The sequence below is a fragment of the Bacillus sp. B4EP4a genome (genome assembly GCF_006680105.1).
GTDB classification, from domain to species: Bacteria; Bacillota; Bacilli; order Bacillales; family DSM-1321; genus Peribacillus; species Peribacillus simplex_E.
Genome location: NZ_VHIK01000022.1, coordinates 59,626 through 81,198 on the forward strand (window position 1 = coordinate 59,626; position 21,573 = coordinate 81,198).

Sequence of the window (21,573 nt, forward strand, 5' to 3'; positions counted from 1 at the left end):
AAAGTGGTGTTAACACATGAATAAACCAATTAAAGAACAAAAGGCGGTATTGATTATTCTTCTAAGCAATATATTCATTGCTTTTCTGGGAATTGGACTCATCATCCCCGTTATGCCGTCATTTATGAATATCATGCATTTATCAGGAAGTACGATGGGCTATCTGGTTGCCGTATTTGCGGTATCACAGCTTGTTATGTCACCATTCGCAGGTCGTTGGGTTGACCGTTACGGCAGAAAGAAAATCATCATCATCGGCTTATTCCTTTTTGGAGTTTCAGAACTTATCTTCGGTGTAGGGACAAACGTATCGGTGTTTTATTTATCAAGGATCCTAGGGGGAATCAGTGCCGCCTTTATCATGCCAGGTGTTACTGCATATGTTGCAGATATTACATCCGTCCAGGAAAGACCAAAAGCAATGGGCTATATTTCAGCTGCCATTAGCTTAGGTTTTATAATAGGTCCCGGTATCGGTGGCTTTATTGCAGAATATGGTATACGATTGCCCTTCTTCCTTGCGGCGGCCATTGCTTTTGTAGCTTGCCTTTCATCAATATTCATTTTAAAAGAGCCGCTTACAAAGGAACAGCTTGCAAAAGTTTCTGCCAGTACAAAGCAAACAAACTTTATAGGCGATTTAAAAAGATCACTTAATCCGCTTTACTTTATTGCGTTCATCATCGTATTTGTACTCGCTTTTGGTTTATCAGCCTATGAAACTGTGTTTAGCCTATTTTCTGATCATAAATTCGGCTTCACACCGAAGGATATTGCAATTATCATTACAATAAGCTCTATTTTCGGAGTTGTTGTGCAAGTATTTATGTTTGGAAAACTGGTGGATATTCTCGGCGAAAAGAAGCTTATCCAATTATGTTTAATCGTCGGTGCCATTTTTGCGGTAGCGTCCACTATGATTTCTAGCTTTTTGGCAGTTCTAGTGGTAACTTGCTTCATCTTCCTTGCATTTGACCTGCTTCGTCCGGCATTGACGACATTTTTATCAAAAGCTGCCGGGAAAGAACAAGGATTCGTTGCTGGAATGAACTCCACCTATACTAGCTTAGGGAATATCGCCGGGCCATCTATTGGAGGATTGCTGTTTGACGTAAACATCCACTACCCTTATCTTTTTGCTGCTGTCATTATCGTCATTGGCCTGGGCATTACAGTCATTTGGAAAGAAAACCGATTGACAGAAAGCTTAGCGAAATATTAATGTCCCGGATTGTAATTCCTTAATTTTTCAAAGTACCCTTCCTTTTCGAGCTAGAAAACTCTCAAACTTGAAAAGTGATATTCTACTAAAAAACCCCTTGTCCATATTGGCAAGGGGTTTTAACTTATCCAGATAAGTTATTTTTGCTATTATTATTTAAGAGTGGGATTCTGTTTTTCATTGCTGATGATATACGCTCCAAATTAATCCTGCATTTATATCGATCTGCACGGTAGACAGATCTGACAACCCCAAGGGGTCGATTGGTATCTAGGATAAATCTTCGTTCTATCAGCAATAAAGGGGAACCTTCGGCTACCTCGAGCATTTCCGCCTCTTTTTTTTGAGCAATGGCGGCTTCAATTACCTGTCTGCCATGCTCGATTTGTAAGCCAAAGTTTTTTTCAACATAGTCATGAATGGAACTCACGGCTATTTCTTCCGTTAGATCCGGGGCAAGATCTTTTGAGATGTATAGCCTTTCATATGCCATCGGCAACTGATCAGCAAGCCTCACACGTTCCAGTTCGAAAATAGAAGTTCCTTCTTCAACCTCAAGCTTTGCAGCAAGTTCATGATCAGCATTGACCTCTGTAAAACTGATGACTCCTGTACTTGGTTTAAGTCCTCTTGAAATCATATCCTCTGAAAAGTTTGTTAATCCTTGCAAGGGTTGCTCTAATTTTTGTTGAACAACGAATGTTCCTTTTCCCCGCTTCCTGTATAAATAACCGCCATTTACGAGGTTAGAAATGGCCTGTCTCACCGTCATCCTGCTTATTCCATATTTTTCAGTGTATTCTTTTTCTGAAGGAATCATCTCTCCTGGCACCAATTCAAGACTTTGAATCGCTCCTTTAATCTCCTCTTCAAGTTGATGATAAATGGGACTCGGAGAATTCTTTTGGATCATTTAGCGTACATCTTCCTTTCATCGTGATGTAAATTTTACAAGGCATCCTGTTCGGAAACATCTCAAGCTAAAATTCCGTTCGTTGACCCTATCCATGCTAATAAACACGATAAGTATAAGACTCACATTTAAGTATCCAAATTCCTTTTTGTGAATTTCAATACCGATTCCCTTGAACGTTCAATTTCATTTTTATTTTCATCATAGAATTTTGAAACGTACGCATAGAAAATAATGCTGACCGTTAGAAATTGTGCAAAAAGCGAACTTGTTGCAGCACTTCGGAATTTTGCCTCCGGTGCACGTACATGATTTAGGGACATATCAACTTTTTTAGTTAGCCCATTGTTCCCCAATCGTGATAAACCAATTGTTTTAATTCCATATGCTTTAGCAATATCAACGAGTTCCAGAACTTCTTCAGTTTCGCCACTATTGGAAATACAGAAAAAAACGGTATTCTTTGATGATGCAGCGAGTGCAGTGGCCGTAATATGCGGGTCTTGATTAGCACTTACAATCTTTCCTAACCGTAACCACTTCTGTGTAATATCTTCAGCAACAAGCCATGACGCCCCTAATCCATAGACATAAATCACATCTGCACTCCTCATGGTTTCAATGATTTTGTCAAGTACGGTCTCATCCAAATAATGTGCCGTTTCTTGTATAGCTTGGACAGAGTTGGACACTATTTTATTTTTAATGGACGCTATTGTTTCATTAGGCTCTATGTCATGGAAACCTTTTTTCTCCGGTTGGGAAATCAGTGATGATAGGGATACCTTCAGTTCTGAAAAACTGTTAACTTTTATAGAATGACAGAATCTCGTTACTGCAGAACTGCTGGCATTGGCATGTTCAGCTAATTCATGTATCGTCATTCTAATAATATCTTGTGGATTTTCTAAGATATATTGGGCAATTTTCCTTTCTGAATTAGGCAACTGGTTCAATAAGCTTTCAATTCTCAATAAAATATTTTCAACGTGCATATGGTTTACTCTCCTTGATCTTTACTTACTTTAACTGCTTCATTGCTATGTAGTAACAACCCAAGGTAGCTGATACGTCATCCAAAACAAATTTCACATTTGGTTTTTCAAGTTTAATATGATTGATGAAAGAGCTTTGCACCAATCGTATATTTGTCAATATGCTACCTTTTATTGCAATTGTAACATTCTTACTTAACTTTAACTTCTTGATAACCTCAAGCGTTTGTTTTGAAAGGTGGTACCCGGCCTGATTCAGCACATTTTGCGAGAAACCATCGCCCTTCTCCGCATGTTGGACAATTAGGGGAACAAACGCGGCAATCTCGGATTTCGTGGCGGAATAAATGAATTTCTTCAGTTCCATTACACTATGAAGCCCAAGTTTTTTAAGTATTGTCTCGGTTAAATGGCTATATTCATATCCCTCATCCTCTTCTTTCGTCATTTTTATAAAAGCCTGCATGGCAATCCAATAGCCACTTCCTTCATCCCCAAGAATGTGTCCCCAGCCACCAGCCGATTTCTCGATACCTTTATGAATGCCGATACTTACAGATCCAGTTCCGGATATGGTCAAAATGCCATCATTTCCTTTTAGTAAAGCAGCATGAGCGATAATTCCATCATTTACGATCGTGAACGGGGCATTAAATGCCCTGCTTAATGCACTTTTTATACCCTGCGGATTTTCAACTCCTCCATACCCGGCTAAACCTAAGCAAATGTAACCGCAGCTTCCCTTATCAATAGGCGTTATGCATTGTTCAATTGCCTGTATAATGTTAGCGATGGCTTGTTTTTCATTTATTAGCAGGTTACCATACCCCGCTTTGCCTTCACTTATTTTATTTCCCTCTAAATCATAGGCCACTGCTTCAGTTTTGGTGCCACCGCCGTCAACACCGATAATATAATTCATATCATTCTCCTATTCAGTAAAAAAGGGAAGGAATATCACCTTTCCTTCCCTGTAGATTCTCAATTAACATTGAATTGGAATTTACCCCATGGTTCCAAATAATCGAGGAGAAAAATTTCCTCTTCCGCTATTCGGCCAACTACATTTGTTTTCCCCGAATTATTCATTTCCTTCAATGCAATCTGCAATTCCCCTTTATATTGTCCATAGAGCTCATTTTCAATTAAAATATCACCGCGTCTAATGTCAGGCGTATATGTTGGTTTAAATTCTTTGCCCTTATATTTCACGCGTGATTGAGTCGAGCGAATAAGATAATCGGAAACATCTCCACGGTAAAAATGGAATTCTTCCAATACTATTTTTTTCTCTAAAGCTGTTATGGTTTCGTGAAGGTTAACATTAAATGTTAACAGAGCGCTATTTAACAGGCTAAGCTGCTTCAATTCATCTTCGGATGCGTAGGCATTTGCAATAATTACATCATCAATCAACCCTGTCGCATACAAGTGTTTTGCTTGTGTTGTAATGGGCAATTCCCGGTGCATTTCTAATGTACATAAACCTTCCATTATTGGCCAAGGTCCGTACGTTGCTGCATGCGAGCTTATGAAAGCTGCCGTGCGGATATTATGCTTTTTGAATGACTCACAGCATTTTATAAAATGAGGATAGCTCAATCCTGCATAGCGATGAGGATAGAAGTTATGCGATCCGACTAAATTCTCTTTAATTGGTTTGTAATCGATAATATTTTCTAAATATTTTGTTGCATTGCTCATATTTATTTCAATTTTGAGACCATATGGATTATGTGTCATAATCGACTCTTCGTTACCTGTAAAGCCCATGTCCAGCCTGATCCCATACGCACCTAATTCTGCAAAAAACGATAAGTCATTATAAGAAATGCCTAGCGAACCGAATACTCGGGGAGCAATATCGACCATCACTTCCATATTCAATTGATTGGCATAACGAATTGTTTCTTTAAATTCTTTTAAAATCTTCTCTTTGTCACCTTCGACTGATAGCAAGCAAGTAAAGATCTTTTTGAATCCATATTTGTGTGCAAGTGCAATGTATTCCATGTCTTTTTCAACGGTTGAATGCTCTGGATAGATAGAAATACCGAGTTTACCCATTATTTAATCACCTCTTTACTGTTGTGGAGCTAGCTTTTTTACAATGCGAATCATATGTTCAATTAGCTTTTGTTCACTCATTGCCGTCATCAAGTGATCCTGAGCATGAATCATTAATAGAGTTTTCTCACTTGGAACTCCATTCAATTCTGCTTGAATCAGTTTGGTTTGTGTTTTATGGGCCAAGTTCAATTCTTCCTGACCTTGTTTAATTAGATCCTCTGCCTTTTCAAAATTGAATTCTTCCGCTTCCTTCAGTGCGTCGAATGCTAAACTTCTCGCATTTCCACTATGTGATATTATTTCAAAAATCTCCATTTCGTTATTGTTCATTTCAGTTGACATATCATTACACTCCTATTTTATGTTAGATTTTGAAGGTTCATTGGATTCCTGTAATCCATATTTACTGTTTAAAACACCATTCACTTGATGTTTGGTACAGCATTTTCACTGAAGAATCGTGGTAAGTATTCTTGATGCGCTTTTAAAAGTTTTTGTAAAACAATTTCCGCCAAGTCATCACTTGGAATAAGCGGGTTAATCGTTAAAGCTAATAACGCTTTATCATAAGAACCTGTAACGGCTGCCTCAGCACCAATTCTTTCAAATGATTTGATTTGTTGAATTAAGCCAAGCACTTGTATGGGTAATTTACCCATAGACAAAGGAATTGGTCCATTTTTGGTGACGATACAGCTTACTTCGACTGCTGAATCATAATCTATATCAGTAATCGATCCTTTGTTTTGTACATTTAGCACTTGAATGTCTTTTTTATCATTATAAATGGAAGAAATGACGTTACACGCTGCATCGCTATAGTAAGCTCCACCGCGTTGCTCTAATTGTGGAGGCTTGATGTCAAGGGTTTCATCCTTGTATAGGTCAAACAAACCTTCTTCTAATTTTTTCACAACTTCTGCTCGAGTTTCCCCAGATTTGAATGCTTCCAACTCTTCTTCTAAAATCGTTTTTGTTTTGTAATAATAACGATGGTACGGGCAAGGCACCACTCCTAAAGATTTCAAAAATCTTCTGTTCCAAGCCAATGGGGCAATATTCTTCATCGTCATTTGAATTTCAGGATTGCCAAGCATTTCAAGCACTTTATCTGTGACTTCTTGATCATCAACGAACACATGCATCCCGAAAACCATATGGTTTAACCCGGCGAAATCTATGTGCACTCTCTTCATATCAACACCAAGCATGTTAGAAATAGACATATGCATATTAAATGGAACATTGCATACCCCAATAACTTTTTTATGCTTACTGTAGCGAAGAAGGGCTTCCGTTACCATCCCAGCAGGATTTGTGAAATTAATTAACCATGCATCAGGGCAGAGCTCCTGCATTTCTTCTGCAATTTCCAGAAGTATGGGGATAGTTCGTAATGCTTTGGACAATCCTCCTGCACCATTTGTTTCTTGACCAATTAAGCCTAAGTCCAATGGGATCCGCTCGTCCTTGATTCGTGCATCAAGTAAACCCACTCTCATTTGCGTTGTGACAAAATCAGCATTTTGCAAGGCTTGACGGCGGTCTAACGTTAAATGTATTTCCATTGGAAGTCCTGCTTTTTCAACCATACGCTTTGCTAATGTTCCTACAATCTCCAGTTTTTCTTTTCCTGCCTCAATATCCACTAACCACAGTTCTCTAATAGGCAACTCATCATATCGTTTAATAAAACCTTCTATTAATTCTGGTGTATAACTGGAGCCTCCACCAATTGTGGCAATCTTCAACCCGTTTTTCATTTCCATTCCCCTAACACCTCATAGTAAGCTAATCTGAATTCTTCATATTATTTATAGATGATTGCATAACAAACCAGTGCGCTTACCGCTAATAAAGACAAGAATAATAGTGATGCTTGTTTCTTGTTTTTAAACTTACCTTCAACAAAACAAACAACCATCGTCAATCCTGCGCTTATGGCAAAGGTATTTCCCAAGTATAGTGATAATTGTTTATTTATCTCAAAGGCATCCATGAATCTGTTAAAGATAAAATTAAAAACAAGAATGAAGCTAAAAAATAGAAAGGCACTTTTGTAACTAAAAAAGTGGATTCTAGAAGTTGAATTCATGTCCTTTCCCCCCTCTCAATTCATAAAAGGAGTTTGGAGCATTTAGTCCCAAACTCCCTTTTAGGTATTCCTTATAAAGCGATATTTTTATTATCCGTTGTTTCCACCATGTTTTCCTGCGCTAAAAGCTTTTTATCGTACATCTTAAAGAATGGCAGATAAATAATAACGGAAATAGTTAAATTCACCATCACTAGAACAATGGCTCTCCAATCACCGCCTGTTGAAAGGTAGGCACCTATTGGAGCGGGCAATGTCCAGGGAACCATTACATATGTCGGGTTCACCAGTCCGATGGACGTTGCTATATATGCAAGTGTTGCACCAATTAGCGGTGTAATGATAAATGGAATAATCAGTACCGGGTTTAGTACAATTGGCATCCCAAAGATGACAGGTTCATTGATGTTAAAAATGCTTGGCACAATTGTTGCTTTCCCCATTGCTTTACTATAGGTAGACTTTGCCGTTAAGAGCATGGCTATTACTAAACCCAATGTTGCACCAGACCCACCAATCCAAATAAACCATTGGAAGAATGTTTCAGGAGCGATGTGGGGAATTGCCTTTCCAGCTGCAACCGCTGCAGAGTTATTCCCCAAGTATACTTCCCATACCGGGCGAGCTACGGCACCTACGACTGATACGCCATGAATACCAAATGACCAAAAGAATGTAATCAAAAATACTGGAATTAATACACCTGGCAATGTATCGCCTGCACTGATGAGTGGTGCAACCGCTTTATCGACAAGTGAATGTAAATCAACAGCAAAAACGACTGTAATTAAAGTCATAACAAGCAGTACAATTGAAACTGGTATTAATGCTTCAAATGAACGGGCCACTGAAGTTGGAACAGAATCAGGCATTTTGATTGTGATATTTTTTGTCTTACAAAGACGTAAAATTTCGACAGCAAAAATGGATACAATCATTCCTACAAAAAGACCATGGCCTCCGAGATTTGTCATTGGCAAAACAAACCCCACATCATCCATCATCTTTACACCAATTGTGAACAGGAAGGCTGCTAATGATAGTAAACCTCCAGATAGCGGATCAAGTTTATAGCTTTGAGATAAACTGTAGCCTATACCAAAAGTAATATATAGCGTCATGATAAACATCGTTAATCGATATGGAATTAAAATTTCAGCTATATGTTTTGCAGACCATTCACCTAATGCAGTATCTGCTGCAACGGGCGGAAATGCAATGATCAAGAATAAACTGCCAAAGATGATGAAAGGTAACGCAGAAACCACACCATCCCGAATCGCGCGTAAATGTTTTTGCTCAGACAATTTAGCCATAGGTGTTGAAAGATTATTTTCTAAAAAAGCTACAAACTTGTCCATTCGTGTTTTCCCCTTTTACGTTTAGTGAAAAGAAATAGTAATTAGATTATTATTTTGCTAGTTCCGTTACCAGTTTTAATAGTTTAGGTCCGCCAAGAGGGCTATAAGCTTGGGCTGGAATGGCTTCACATGGGACGCCCGCTTCATCTGCCGATGCCTTAAAGCCATCGAAACGATGTTTGACTTGCGGAGCTACCATTGCAACATCCCAGCCATTTCGTACTTCTGCATCAAATTCTTGAGTGCCGACTGCCAATACTTCTATGGTTACACCCTGTTTTTCCCCTTCCTTTTTTAAAGCGCTTACAACGATTGCACTAGACATTCCACCTGAGCATACGAATAATACCTTCATTCTTTGTTCCTCCAATTTTTTTATTTTTTTTATAAAAAGCGTTAAATCGTTTTTCTTATGAATCCTTGTGCTTTCACTAAACGATTTGAGGCTTCTTCATATGAAACATTCGTTAAAATCATGACAATTGCAATTTTAGGCTGGGCATTTGCCTTTTTTAAAAATTCATCTGCAATTTCATAGCTACAGTCAGTAGCATCCATGATAATACGTTTTGCGCGTTCAACTAGCTTTTCATTAGTTAACTGTAAATCTACCATTAAATTACCATAAACTTTACCAACTCCAACCATTGAGGCGGTGGAAAGCATGTTGCATACTAACTTTTGCGATGTTCCAGCTTTTAAACGGGTAGAACCCGTCAGGACTTCAGGCCCGTTTACAACTTCAATCGCAACTTTTGCAATCTTACCTATCTCAGAACCTTTGTTACAGCTTATCGACACAGTTCCTGCACCAACTTGATTGGCATATTCCAATCCAGCAATAACATATGGAGTGCGTCCACTAGCTGCAATGCCCACTACCACGTCCCTGTTTGTTAATTCGATTTTCTTCAAATCTTCAGGACCTAATTCAAAACTGTCTTCAGCACCTTCAACTGCCTTAATGAAAGCCTTTTCCCCACCGGCTATAAGACCCACTACTTCACTAGGATCGGTATTGAATGTCGGGGGACATTCTACTGCATCCAATAACCCGATGCGCCCGCTTGTTCCTGCACCCATGTAAATTAATCTGCCGTTTTTTTTCATGGCTTCGACGATCATCTCCACGGCTTTAGAAATTTGCGGAAGTTCTTTTTTTACACAATGGGCAACTTTAATGTCTTCTTCGTTCATTACCTCTAAAAATTCAAGTGTTCCCATTTCATCCAAACTCATGGTCTTTTCATTACGACGCTCTGTCGTTAAATGCTCTAGCATACATATCATCCTTTTTTATTTCAGTGGTGAAAGTGGTGAAACTTTTTTAGCTATAGAGAATATATCATTATTAAAAATTAATTTCAATATTGTGTATACATTTTTAAAAATTAATTTTAAAATAAACGGTAGATAGCTAAATGATTGTTATCTTTCTACTAAAAATTAGAAATGATTGACTAGCCATTTTATGAACCAAACCTCCGATTCTTTTTATTGTTTAAATCTTATCTCACTATTCATATGTGACAAATTCATATATTCATTATTTGTTAACGCTTACAAATAATTAAATATAAATATTATAATGAAATGAGGTTGTACTATTGATGAATGAAAGAATTACAAAGACAAGATTTGGTTCACTGGCGCTAGCCGCTTTGGTGGGAGGATCACTTCTCCTTCCATCCGATTTGATTGCACATGCAGAAACGGGGACTATCCCTCAGCAAACTACTTATGTAAAACAGGAACTGCGCGCAACTTGGATTGCAACTGTATTAAATATTGACTGGCCGTCCAAACCAGGTTTATCCATATCAGCACAGAAAGAAGAATTCATAAAATATTTGGATGAACAAAAAGCAATGGGGATGAATGCTGTAGTTATGCAAATTAAACCAACTGCAGATGCTTTTTACCCTTCTGAATACGGTCTTTGGTCAAAATATTTAACAGGAGTCCAAGGAAAAGACCCTGGGTATGACCCTCTTGCATTCATGGTAGAGGCAGCACATGATCGTAATATGGAATTTCATGCGTGGTTTAATCCATATCGCATTACTATGCCTTTAGGTAAGACAGCTGAATTATCGGATATTGATAATCTTCCAGAATCTCATCCTGCTAGAAAGCACCCTGATTGGGTCATACCATATGGACAACAGTTGTACTTTGACCCAGGCATTCCTGGCGTACAACGGTTTGTGATCGATGGAATAATGGAAGTTGTTAAGAATTATGATATTGATGCAGTCCATATGGACGATTATTTCTATCCTTACAAAATTGCAGGAGTACCTTTCCCAGATGAAATTTCCTATCAAAAATATGGAGCAGATAGATTTACAAATGTGGAAGATTGGCGAAGGGATAATGTAAATAACCTTGTTAAGAATATAAATGAAGAAATCAAGGCAGAAAAATCATATGTGAAGTTTGGTATAAGCCCATTTGGAGTTTGGCGCAACAAAGCAGTTGATCCCACAGGATCTGACACTGCCGCTGGACAAACGAATTACGATGATTTATATGCGGATACCAGAACGTGGATCAATAATGGATACATTGATTATATTGCCCCTCAATTATATTGGAATATAGGATTGCCAGTAGCTGACTATGCCAAACTTCTTGATTGGTGGACAAAAGAAGTCAAAGGTAAAAATGTTCAACTCTATATTGGACAAGGAGACTATAAAATTAATACAGAGTCCAATGGTGTCCAAAACTGGTTCAATCCTGAAGAAATGCCAAACCAGTTAAAACTGAATCGAACATATAAGGAATTTGATGGAAGCATGCATTTCAGTGCCAAAGATTTACGGAAAAACCCCCTTGGGATAGCGGATCGCTTAAGCGAGGATATTTATAAGCATCCCGCATTGGTTCCTGCCATGCCTTGGATTGATGATCATGCCCCAAAGGCTCCAAAGGTGAGCAAGGCAACACAAGCAGGAGATGGAATACAATTTGAAATTCACGATCACAAGCAATCAGATGCATCCTATTATGCTATTTATCGTTTTGATGGGAAGAAAAAAGGAAACATAGAAGACTCAACGAACTTACTTGCCACAGTGCATAAAGAAAATAAACGTCAATTGTTTATTGACGGCAGTGTAGAAAAAGGAAAGACTTACACATATGTTGTGACTGCCTTAGACCGAACCCACAATGAAAGTAAACAAACTAAACAGATTAATATAAAAGTAAAATAATCTTCAAGAAATAGCTTTACGGTTCAAGTGGCGCATGTCAGTGAACAATGGACGTAAGGTATATATTAAACAATATATTAGAAATGGTCTTATCTTAGTATCATATACTGTTCATGCTAAATCAGGATTATAAAAGAATCGAAGTAGGTGGAATGACGATGTACATAGTTGGATTAATGTCCGGAACATCGCTGGATGGAATTGATGCCGCACTTGTTCGGGTGAATAATAGTGGACTCGAGACTGAAATGGAAATGATTGAGTTCATGACATGCCCTTTCCCAGAGGATATTGAAAAAGAAATTATCCAGTCTTTATCTGCAGTCACATCCAATGTTCAATTAATATGCAGTTTGAATTTTAAATTAGGAAAATTATTTGCCACTGCGGTAAAGGAAGTTTGTCATAAAGCTGGATTTCCCATTAATAAACTGGATCTTATTGGATCCCATGGACAAACCATTTACCACCAGCCTTTAAAGGACCAAAATTATATACCCTCCACTTTGCAAATTGGGGAAGCCGCAGTAATTGCTCACGATACAAACACACTTGTAATCTCTAATTTTCGTACGATGGACATGGCAGCTGGTGGACAAGGAGCTCCTCTTGTTCCTTTTACCGAATACATTCTTTATAGAAGTGAAGGGAAGGGAAGATTACTTCAAAACATAGGGGGCATTGGAAATGTAACCGTCTTACCCAAGCAAGCATCTCTTAATGACATGTATGCTTTTGATACAGGGCCTGGAAATATGATCATTGATGAAGTATGCCGCCAATTGTTCAATATAAGCTATGACGAAGGTGGTAACATAGCTAAACAAGGAAAAATCAATGACGAACTTTTATCTTATTGCATCAGTCATCCTTTTATTATGAGCCCTCCTCCAAAATCAACTGGCAGGGAATTGTTTGGCAAGGAATATGTATTAAAACTATTAAAGATGTTTGAATCACTTCCAAGTCAAGATATTTTAGCAACAGTAACGATGTTTACAGCAAAGTCCATTGTGGAGAACTATCGAAATTTCATCTTTCCAAAAACCAATATTGAAGAAGTGATTATTGGCGGCGGTGGAAGCTATAACAAAACGTTATTAAATATGATTCAATTACTGCTTGGAAATTCTATTCAAGTCTTGACTCAAGAAGATTTGGGATACTCTTCCGAAGCGAAAGAAGCGGTGGCCTTTGCATTACTTGCAAATGAGACTTTCCATGGTAATACAAGTAACGTTCCCAAGGCTACCGGTGCTGACTTCGATGTCATCCTTGGAAACATGACCTTCCCTCCTTTATATCGAATTAGTAAGTAAACATAAGATAAAATATGTTTAATAAATGCCTCCCTTCCCCCTTAGATTTCTTAGGGGGTTTTTTCATTTGATTCGTCATAAATTCACTTTAATGGCAATCACCTAGTATGATTGCGATCCCCCTTACATATCTGTAAACGTACCCCCCACTTGGAGTATTTATTCTGAAGCAGCTATTTGAAGAAAATAACGTCATATTTGGATTTGCCATTGAAGGAACGTATGCTTTTTAACCATTGGAAAAGAGCAGGAGGCACATCGATATTTGATGTGCCTTCTGCTCTTTTTTTTGCCTGAAGAATCATGACGGACTCTTCTATTTTATTTACTTACCAAGCTGCATGGAGACATACTTCACTTCCAAATATTCATCCATGCCGTAGTGTCCACCTTCCCTGCCTAAACCACTTTCCTTCATGCCTCCAAATGGTGCTTGGGCAGTGGATGGGGCACTGTCATTAATACCGACAATCCCATATTCAAGACTATCCGAATAGGCAACTGCCTTATTTAATGACTCGGTATACACATAAGCTGCCAAGCCAAAGTTCGTGTTATTGGCACGATCGATCGCTTCTTGATCGGTTTTGAATGTACTGACTGGCGCAATTGGCCCAAATGTTTCTTCCTGCATGCACAGCATATCATCCGTTACATTGGAAAGTATGGCTGGTGCTATAAAATAGCCTTGTTTTTCATCTACTTTTGAGGTTTTATGGATGATAGCCCCTTTACTTGCAGCATCCTCTAATTGAAACTGAACTTTTTTTACTGCGGCTCCATCTATCAATGGACCAAGATCGGTTCCTTCCATTCCATTTCCAACCTTCAAAGTTAAGACGGCTTCTTCGAAAGCTTCTAAAAACGGCTGTTCAATTGTCTCATGGACATATATTCGGTTCGCACAAATACATGTTTGTCCAGCATTTCTGAATTTCGATTGAATCAAACCATTTACTGCTTCTTCGATATTAGCATCCTCAGCAATGATGAACGGAGCCAATCCACCGAGTTCAAGCGAGACTTTTTTTACTGTTTCTGCCGCCTTTTTCATTAGATGTTTTCCTACAGGAGTGGAGCCAGTAAATGTGATCTTTTTAACACGTGAATCATTCATCCAGACGTCTGACACATCTCCCGGTTTTTGTGTTGTTACAATATTTATCACACCTGCCGGAATCCCTGCTTCCTGGGCACTCTCAACTAATAGCAAAGCGGTCAAAGGCGTTTGTTCCGCGGGTTTGATGACCACGGTACATCCTGCAGCAAGGGCTGGCGCCACTTTCCTCGTGATCATGGCAGCAGGAAAGTTCCACGGGGTAATGGCAGCAACGACACCGACTGCCTGCTTTTGCACTAAAATACGCTTTGAAGCAACAGAGGCTGGAATGATTTCCCCATAGTTACGCTTTGCCTCTTCAGCAAACCATTTCACGAAACTTGAAGCATATTTCATTTCACCTTTTGCTTCGGCCAATGGCTTTCCTTGTTCCAGTGTCATGATCGTTGCGATTTCATCCAGCCTGTTCTCAATGATCGTGTACCACTTCTCAAGTAATTCCGCCCTATGATATGCACTGGTTCTCGACCAAGTCAGAAAAGCAGCTTGAGCTGCATCCACAGCAGCCTTTGCCTCTTTTTCATTAGCGTCCGGAACATACCCCACAGGCTCCAATGTTGCTGGATTTTCCACTACAAAATGACGCTCTGTATGAACAGGTTCGCCGTTTATATAAATTGGCCATTTTTCCACTACTTTTTTCATCCTGCTTTAATCTCCTCTTCTTCTGCATGATCTGTAAAAGTCTTATCATTCTCACCTTTGAAAAAGTCCTTGCCATATAGAAGGACACATAATAGAATTCCCGCTGCAAACGCCATTCCAGCACCTTTTATAACAAGGATGGCAGCGACGACCCCTGCAATTCCCAGGTCACGTTGGCTCTTCGCCTGCATCACACCGACGCGTACGCTAACATATCCTTGAACCAAAAGCGTTAGGGCCAAGGCCACACCGAGAATTGGTTCAACCAAGCTGACTACCGGCAATAAGAATAACCCTGTATTCGTACCCCAACGGAACGAGCCAGCACCGCCGAAGAAAGAATTCATGGCTTTCTTGCCATTCTTGAACCGTTCTACAACCACGACCTGCATGGCTGCCCACAACGGACCGCACATTGTTATATCAGGTCCGATAAAACTCATGATCACATTTCGGCCGCCAAAAATTAAATGAGCTCTGTTTGGATTATAGTCCACTTTTTCATCTTCCCTGACCTCATCGGATTCAGAAAGCAATGCTTTTGTTTTCAGCACATCCCCGAATACAACTAAATAAGTGGCAAAAACAGCTGGAATCGCACTTAAAAAGAAGGTCAAGGCAGGGAAACCTAAACCGAACACAGTATAGTCCGACCAAAGCGTAGCAAAGTCCGGACTGCTGAATCCCCATTGAATATCAGGCCATTTTGCTTCACCAAAAATAGGGGCTACAAAGACCGCAAGCAAGATTGCTGGCAATATCCCTAAATTGCCTATGAATACCCAAACTTTATTTCGCATTTTTAACTTTCCGAAATTTTTCGAAAAAAGCAAGTAAAAGGCAAATCCGATACAAATGCTTATTGTATAAGGAAATAAATCAAACTTTCCACCCACTTCGAAAATGGATACGACAGCACCAATTCCTGCCCCTAAAATGATGCCTGATTTAATTGCATTCGGCACTAATCGTACGACCTTACTGGCAAGTCCGGTCATTCCAAGCACTATCGATAAAATACCTAATGTTAATTGAAATGCAACGAGTGCATATACCCGATCAGGTCCTTCCGGAAATTGCCCGACGAACAATACAAGCAATGGAACCGCAGGTGTAATCCAACCTGGTATAACTGGGTCCCCGAGTAAATGATGTGCTAAATACAATAATCCATTCAAGACAACGACGGCTAGAGCTACATCAAAAGGCATCCCCAGATGGTCTGCAAGCAGTGTAATCGCTCCAAGGTCAACTGCACACATCAATAACCCTTGAACATAGTCAGGCCACTCAAAACGATAATGGACAAATGGAAGTCTAATTTTAAAAGGTCCCGCAGGTATATACGATGTCTCATCTCCGTAGCGACGGTTTTTCCATTTCATATTGTTTCCTCCACTTAAAAGCCATAGGCTGAACGGTAAATTTTTTCGATATCCCGAACGTTTAATGCACGGGGATTATTGCGAAGTAAACGAACTTGTTTGATGGCCTCAGCAGCCATTTCACTTAAAGCCGATTCAGGAATGTCAAATTCACTTAGTGACTCAGGTATATCAACGTAACGGCATATTCTGGTCATCGCTTCTATAGCTTTATCCGCTGCCTCATCATCATTTAAATGATTGACTTTCTCTCCAAGTGCTTCAGCAATGTCTCTGAACCTTTCCAAACATGCAATTTTATTCCACTTCATGACAAATGGCAGTAATAATGAATTGCTGACTCCATGTGATAAATGGAAGCGGCCTCCAAGCGGATAAGCTAAGGCATGAACAGCTCCAACACCGGCATTTCCAAAAGCTAACCCTGCCATTAGGCTTCCTGTGATCATGGCTTCCCGTGCTTCCAGATTATCTGGTGCAGCATAAGCCTTTGGTAAATTTTTTGCGATCAACTTCATGGCCCCAATTGCCAAAGCATCTGTAACGGGCGAAGCAAATTTGGAAATATAAGCCTCTACCGCATGGACAAGTGCATCCACTCCGCTCGCAGCCGTCACACTTGGCGGGCAAGTCAGCGTCATCACGGGTGATACGATCGCTACATCCGGTAAAAGATATGAACTAACAATTCCCTTCTTCACTTGTTCTTTTTTGTCCGATAAAATTGAAATATTCGTCACTTCAGATCCGGTTCCGGCAGTCGTCGGTATGGCTATTAAAGGCAAACCCGGAACTTCAATCAAATTCGTTCCGAAATATGTCTCGATGCTACCCGAATTTGTAGCCATGACAGAAGAGGCTTTCGCAATATCCATCGCACTTCCCCCGCCTACCGCAATCAGTCCATCATGATTTCCCTCCCTGATAGACCGCACACATAGCTCTACGATTTCAATTTCCGGTTCAGGATTCACATCCGAGAAAATACCGTATGCTGATGAAAGTAAATCCTCAACCTTTTGCACTACCCCGGCATCCAGTAAAACTTTATCTGTAACTATCAACGGATTCTTCATCCCTAATCGCTTAACCTCATCAGTCAGCTGCTGTAAAGAATCTGATCCTGTCACCAATTTGTTAGCCATTGAAAAAATAGAAATATTCATGGTTATCTCCCCTTTCATGTATTATCTAATGCAGGAATCATGCCAAATTGAAAACGCTTAATTTATAAGGGGGATAACCTTTTTTTCATGGATTACAAAAGAAATAATGAGTAGAAATCAAATCAATAAAACTATTTTGATTCGTTTTCTAATCGAATGTGAAATTTTTTCATTTTTTGCACCAAAGCGCTTTGACTGATATCCAAAGAGATGGCCGCAGCCCTTGTAGTCCCATATTTTTTCATCGCATTCAGGATCAGGGATCGCTCCAGCTCGGAAACGGCATCCTTCAATGAATGTGTTGTAGGTTTTTTTGATAAGACCGGCTGGATGAAGGATGGTAAATTAGGCAAATCAATCGTATCATCATAAGTCGTGACGACCAGTCGCTCTGCAAGACTAGCGAGCTCACGTATATTACCAGGCCACGAATAGTTCGTCAGCCATTCATAGCATTCCGGTGTCATCTTTTTCTTTTCATTATATTTTTCATTGAATTTTTTTAAATACATTTCTAAAAGTGGGATCGTTTCTTCCTTTCGCTGGCGTAAGGGCGGGACTTCAAATGATACGATATTAAGCCGGTAATATAGATCTTCGCGGAAAGACCCTTCTTGAACGAGGGAGGCAAGATCCCGATGAGTGGCTGTAATTAACCTGACATCCACCTCTTTCATTTCGGTAGATCCTACTCTCATAAACTTGTTTTCTTCTACCACTTTCAAAAGTTTTACCTGTAACTCTAAAGGTAAATCCCCAATTTCGTCCAAAAATAACGTGCCACCATTCACTTTCTCGAAAATCCCCATTTTCCCATTCTTAAGGGATCCGGTAAATGCCCCTGGTTCATATCCAAAAAGTTCAGATTCCACCAAGTTCGCTGGGATGGCTCCGCAATTTAATTCAAGAAAGATTTTTTCCTTCCTGGAGCTTTGGGCATGTATGTACTTGGCGATTAAACTTTTCCCTACTCCCGTTTCCCCCTGTAACAAGATCTTCGCATCCGTTTTAGCTACTTTATCAGCCAGTTTAAATAAGGGAGTTGTAGAAGGCCCAATGATTATTTCTTGTAAATTGACTTGTTCCGAGCCAGGCAATAATTGAGAAATAGGTTGGAAAGATAGCTTTTGGCTATCGATCGTGTACTTCATCCGGATTAATTCAGTTATATCCCTTACACTATTTATGACAAATATGACTTCATTCTGTGGCGATAGAATAGGTGTGGCCGATACGATAATCTTTCTTCCATTTCGGATTCTTTGTGTCAAAGTAACTTGATTCTTCGTCCGGATTGAGTCCAATGAAGCAGAAACGGATATCATACCATGCTCAATTAAATAACTCATCGGTTTTCCGATAATTTCCTCTTCTCTTATTCCGGTAATACGCTGGTAAGCTTGATTGATAAATAATGTCGTTCCAGCACCATCCGTGATATATACGCCATCATAAAGGGCATTAAATACAACCCTGCATAAATCACTCTCAAAGAATGCTTGAAATTGTTCATATAGTATTGAGTAATTGCGTAAATTTTGCAGCGGTGCATTCACAGTAATGAAATGGGAAATAGGCTTCGTCAAATCACTCTGCTGCACTGCCGCAGATAACGCCTCTATTGTCAAAAATCCGATGAAATCTTCTGAATCATCCAAAACTTCCACTTCAGTGCTTCCTATGGGAAAACATGATATTGCTTCCTCCACTGTCATATCCGAATAAAACTTAGTCATCAATATTCACTCCTAACCTGATTCCTATATGATACTATGTATAAATGCTGCACCGGTAAAACAAATCAATCCATAAATGCTATTTCTGATTAAAGCGATAAATATGCATCGGAATGACACTTTAATCATACCAATGGTGTTTTTTATGCTCAAATCCATTTTCACTCATCAAAGGAAAACTCCCCCTTTTGTTGTCAGGAAGAAAATCTACGAAAAAGCTAATTCCTTGGGATTGCTCATCTCTCCGTTATTTATAAGCTTAAGAACAATTTTTTGAGGGTTTTAAAAAGTTTCTCTGCAAAAAACCAATCCGTATTTAGAATTACATTTCAGACTGTAGGCAAACTCGATGAAAATCGAGTTTGCTTATAGTTTTTTTGGCTTGAACAATTTGAACGTTGATTTCACTCCAGGCACTCGCTTTCTGCGGGGTCTCCCTTGGACGCGTTCTTCCCGCAGGAGTCTCGTACCTTCCTCTCCAATCAACTTTGTTTTAACATTTAGATAGAGCTCTTTTGCCTATAATCTTTTTAAAATAGAAGGATTAAAACCTGAGATAATAAGGGTACTTTTTTAACATATTTCTATTCAGCTAAATCAACTTGAAATATTACTTTAGACCAACTAATGCAAGCGAACCATATGGTTCGTTAAATTAAGGCTGCCATTGATTAACCTTGGGCCAAAATCTCGAAGGAAATTTAAAAAGCGGTTCGGATTTTTTATTTGCGCACCCCTTTCGTTACAAACCAAAAACCTAATCCGGATTTGGATTAGGTTTTTGGTTTGATTAAAGAATGTTGATTGCTTCATCTCTAATCATATGCTTAATTTGGGAACCAGCCTATCGGTTTTACATCGAGATTAATGTTGATTTGCTTAATTTCCTGGTATTCATCCAAGCCGTATTTTCCTAAACTGCGTCCAATCCCGCTCTGTTTATAACCGCCCCATGGCGCCTCGACATATGTTGGATGATAATCATTTACCCATGTAATCCCTGCACGCACTTTCTTGATCACACGCAATCCTTTTGCGCCATCGTTAGTGAAGACGCCGCCTGCAAGACCGTAGTCTGTATCATTTGCAAGTTTAATAGCTTCTTCTTCATCTTTAAACTTTTGAATGACAACGACTGGACCGAAGATTTCCTCTTGTACGATGCGCATGTCAGGTGTTACATCGGTGAAGACAGTCGGTGCAATGAAGTATCCTTTGTCAAGGCCGTCATCAACAAGACGGTAACCGCCTGCTGCAAGTGTCGCACCTTCCTGTTTGCCGATTTCAATATAATTTAAAATGCTATTCATTTGCGCTTCGCTGACAATTGCCCCCATGTTGCTGTCTTCTGCAAGGCCAGGTCCAACTTTGATTTTATTTGCGCGTTCCACATAGCGTTTTACATATTCATCATAAATGCTTTCTTCAACCAGGATGCGGCTACCTGATGAACATACTTGGCCGGCACCGAAGAAGATGCCAAATAATCCGTAATCGATGGCTGTCTCTAAATCTGCATCAGCAAAAACGATGTTAGGTGATTTACCGCCAAGCTCAAGGGAAATTTTCTTTAAGTTGCCCGCGGCCGCTTTCATGATAGTGCGGCCAACATCCGTACTTCCCGTAAATGAAACAATGTCAACGTCCTTGCTTTCTGCAATGGTTTGACCGACAACAGTGCCGCGCCCCATCACCATATTAGCCACACCTTTAGGGATGCCGACTTCCTCTAGGATTTCAAATAATTTCATTGCTGTTACAGGTGTCACTTCAGCCGGTTTATATACAATGGTGTTACCCGCCGCAAGGGCAGGTGCGATTTTCCAGACACTCATTAGAAGAGGGAAATTCCAAGGTACAATCAAACCGGCTACACCTACTGGTTCACGAACGACCATCGCTTGCACGGGAGCGGGAACTTGATAAGTTTCCCCTTCTGGATGAAGAATCAAACCAGCGTAGTAACGGAAACACGCGGCGGCATCGGCAATATCGAAACCTGCCTCTGCTTTAAGTTTCCCGTTGTCCATTGTTTCGAGAATCGTTAACTCTTCCGCACGTTCATCAATTTTATCAGCGATTTTGTATAGGTAGGAAGCTCGCTCCTGTGCCGTCAGTCCTGACCAGATTCCACTTTCAAAAGCTGCTTTCGCAACTGAGATTGCTTTTTCTGTATCTTCCTTGGTGGCACGCGGAGCCCTTGCAATGACTTCCTGTGTTGCAGGATTGATTACCGGGATTACTTCATTTGAAGATGAGGACTGCCACTTACCGTCGATGTAATTTTTAAGCTCTATAACTGCCGTTTCTAAAATTGTCATGTTT

18 protein-coding genes are annotated in these 21,573 nt (G+C 39.7%); 3 read left to right on the plus strand and 15 right to left on the minus strand.

The genetic code is table 11. From position 1 onward, the window contains the following. The first annotated feature begins 16 nt into the window (after positions 1 to 16). The gene (locus FNK51_RS12070) at positions 17 to 1,222 is read left to right on the plus strand and encodes an MFS transporter (protein WP_098370653.1); all 1,206 of its coding nucleotides are present in this window, start codon (positions 17 to 19) and stop codon (positions 1,220 to 1,222) included. Positions 1,223 to 1,346: 124 nt separating this feature from the next. Here the strand turns inward: FNK51_RS12070 and FNK51_RS12075 are convergent, their stop codons facing one another. From FNK51_RS12075 to murQ, 10 genes are all read right to left on the minus strand, one after another. Beyond that, on the minus strand, positions 1,347 to 2,135 hold the full coding sequence (locus tag FNK51_RS12075; RefSeq protein WP_141993484.1) for a GntR family transcriptional regulator: 789 nt from the start codon (positions 2,133 to 2,135) through the stop codon (positions 1,347 to 1,349). Positions 2,136 to 2,263: 128 nt separating this feature from the next. After that, positions 2,264 to 3,130: a MurR/RpiR family transcriptional regulator gene (locus tag FNK51_RS12080; protein WP_098370655.1), complete on the minus strand. Its 867-nt coding sequence runs from the start codon at positions 3,128 to 3,130 to the stop codon at positions 2,264 to 2,266. Between the two features lie 25 nt (positions 3,131 to 3,155). Then, the gene (locus FNK51_RS12085; RefSeq protein WP_141993485.1) at positions 3,156 to 4,052 is read right to left on the minus strand and encodes an N-acetylglucosamine kinase; all 897 of its coding nucleotides are present in this window, start codon (positions 4,050 to 4,052) and stop codon (positions 3,156 to 3,158) included. 59 nt (positions 4,053 to 4,111) lie between these two features. After that, a complete protein-coding gene (locus FNK51_RS12090) occupies positions 4,112 to 5,197 on the minus strand; it encodes a DUF871 domain-containing protein (protein WP_098370657.1) in 1,086 nt (361 codons plus the stop codon). A gap of 15 nt (positions 5,198 to 5,212) precedes the next feature. Beyond that, positions 5,213 to 5,542, minus strand: a complete 330-nt coding sequence (locus FNK51_RS12095) for a PTS lactose/cellobiose transporter subunit IIA (protein WP_098370658.1) — start codon at positions 5,540 to 5,542, stop codon at positions 5,213 to 5,215. 80 nt (positions 5,543 to 5,622) lie between these two features. After that, positions 5,623 to 6,969, minus strand: coding sequence for a 6-phospho-beta-glucosidase (locus FNK51_RS12100; protein ID WP_141993486.1), 1,347 nt, complete (start codon positions 6,967 to 6,969; stop codon positions 5,623 to 5,625). Between the two features lie 41 nt (positions 6,970 to 7,010). Next, complete coding sequence (locus tag FNK51_RS12105) at positions 7,011 to 7,295, minus strand: hypothetical protein (RefSeq protein ID WP_098370660.1); 285 nt, start codon at positions 7,293 to 7,295, stop codon at positions 7,011 to 7,013. A gap of 71 nt (positions 7,296 to 7,366) precedes the next feature. Further along, a complete protein-coding gene (locus FNK51_RS12110; protein ID WP_098370661.1) occupies positions 7,367 to 8,656 on the minus strand; it encodes a PTS sugar transporter subunit IIC in 1,290 nt (429 codons plus the stop codon). A 49-nt stretch (positions 8,657 to 8,705) separates the two neighbouring features. Next, positions 8,706 to 9,011: a PTS sugar transporter subunit IIB gene (locus FNK51_RS12115; RefSeq protein ID WP_061463755.1), complete on the minus strand. Its 306-nt coding sequence runs from the start codon at positions 9,009 to 9,011 to the stop codon at positions 8,706 to 8,708. Between the two features lie 41 nt (positions 9,012 to 9,052). After that, positions 9,053 to 9,937 carry an N-acetylmuramic acid 6-phosphate etherase gene (murQ, locus tag FNK51_RS12120; protein WP_098370662.1) on the minus strand — a complete coding sequence of 295 codons (885 nt, stop codon included), beginning with the start codon at positions 9,935 to 9,937 and terminating at the stop codon, positions 9,053 to 9,055. A 329-nt stretch (positions 9,938 to 10,266) separates the two neighbouring features. On the opposite strand from murQ, the gene FNK51_RS12125 reads away from it, so the two are divergent. Both FNK51_RS12125 and anmK read left to right on the plus strand, forming a co-directional pair. Beyond that, on the plus strand, positions 10,267 to 11,877 hold the full coding sequence (locus tag FNK51_RS12125) for a glycoside hydrolase family 10-like protein (RefSeq protein ID WP_141993487.1): 1,611 nt from the start codon (positions 10,267 to 10,269) through the stop codon (positions 11,875 to 11,877). A 158-nt stretch (positions 11,878 to 12,035) separates the two neighbouring features. Continuing rightward, complete coding sequence (gene anmK / locus FNK51_RS12130) at positions 12,036 to 13,196, plus strand: anhydro-N-acetylmuramic acid kinase AnmK (protein WP_141993488.1); 1,161 nt, start codon at positions 12,036 to 12,038, stop codon at positions 13,194 to 13,196. Positions 13,197 to 13,521: 325 nt separating this feature from the next. Here anmK and FNK51_RS12135 read toward each other — a convergent pair whose 3' ends face one another. The 5 genes from FNK51_RS12135 to FNK51_RS12155 form a co-directional block, all read right to left on the minus strand. Further along, positions 13,522 to 14,961 carry an NAD-dependent succinate-semialdehyde dehydrogenase gene (locus FNK51_RS12135; protein WP_098370665.1) on the minus strand — a complete coding sequence of 480 codons (1,440 nt, stop codon included), beginning with the start codon at positions 14,959 to 14,961 and terminating at the stop codon, positions 13,522 to 13,524. Next, a complete protein-coding gene (locus FNK51_RS12140) occupies positions 14,958 to 16,346 on the minus strand; it encodes a solute carrier family 23 protein (RefSeq protein ID WP_098370666.1) in 1,389 nt (462 codons plus the stop codon). The genes FNK51_RS12135 and FNK51_RS12140 overlap by 4 nt, the downstream gene beginning before the upstream one ends. A gap of 14 nt (positions 16,347 to 16,360) precedes the next feature. Beyond that, positions 16,361 to 17,512 (minus strand): iron-containing alcohol dehydrogenase, encoded by a 1,152-nt coding sequence (locus FNK51_RS12145; RefSeq protein WP_098370667.1) that lies wholly within the window; start codon positions 17,510 to 17,512, stop codon positions 16,361 to 16,363. A 131-nt stretch (positions 17,513 to 17,643) separates the two neighbouring features. Next, positions 17,644 to 19,248: a sigma-54 interaction domain-containing protein gene (locus FNK51_RS12150; protein ID WP_141993489.1), complete on the minus strand. Its 1,605-nt coding sequence runs from the start codon at positions 19,246 to 19,248 to the stop codon at positions 17,644 to 17,646. A gap of 827 nt (positions 19,249 to 20,075) precedes the next feature. Further along, positions 20,076 to 21,569, minus strand: coding sequence for an aldehyde dehydrogenase family protein (locus FNK51_RS12155; RefSeq protein ID WP_141993490.1), 1,494 nt, complete (start codon positions 21,567 to 21,569; stop codon positions 20,076 to 20,078). Positions 21,570 to 21,573: the final 4 nt, after the last annotated feature.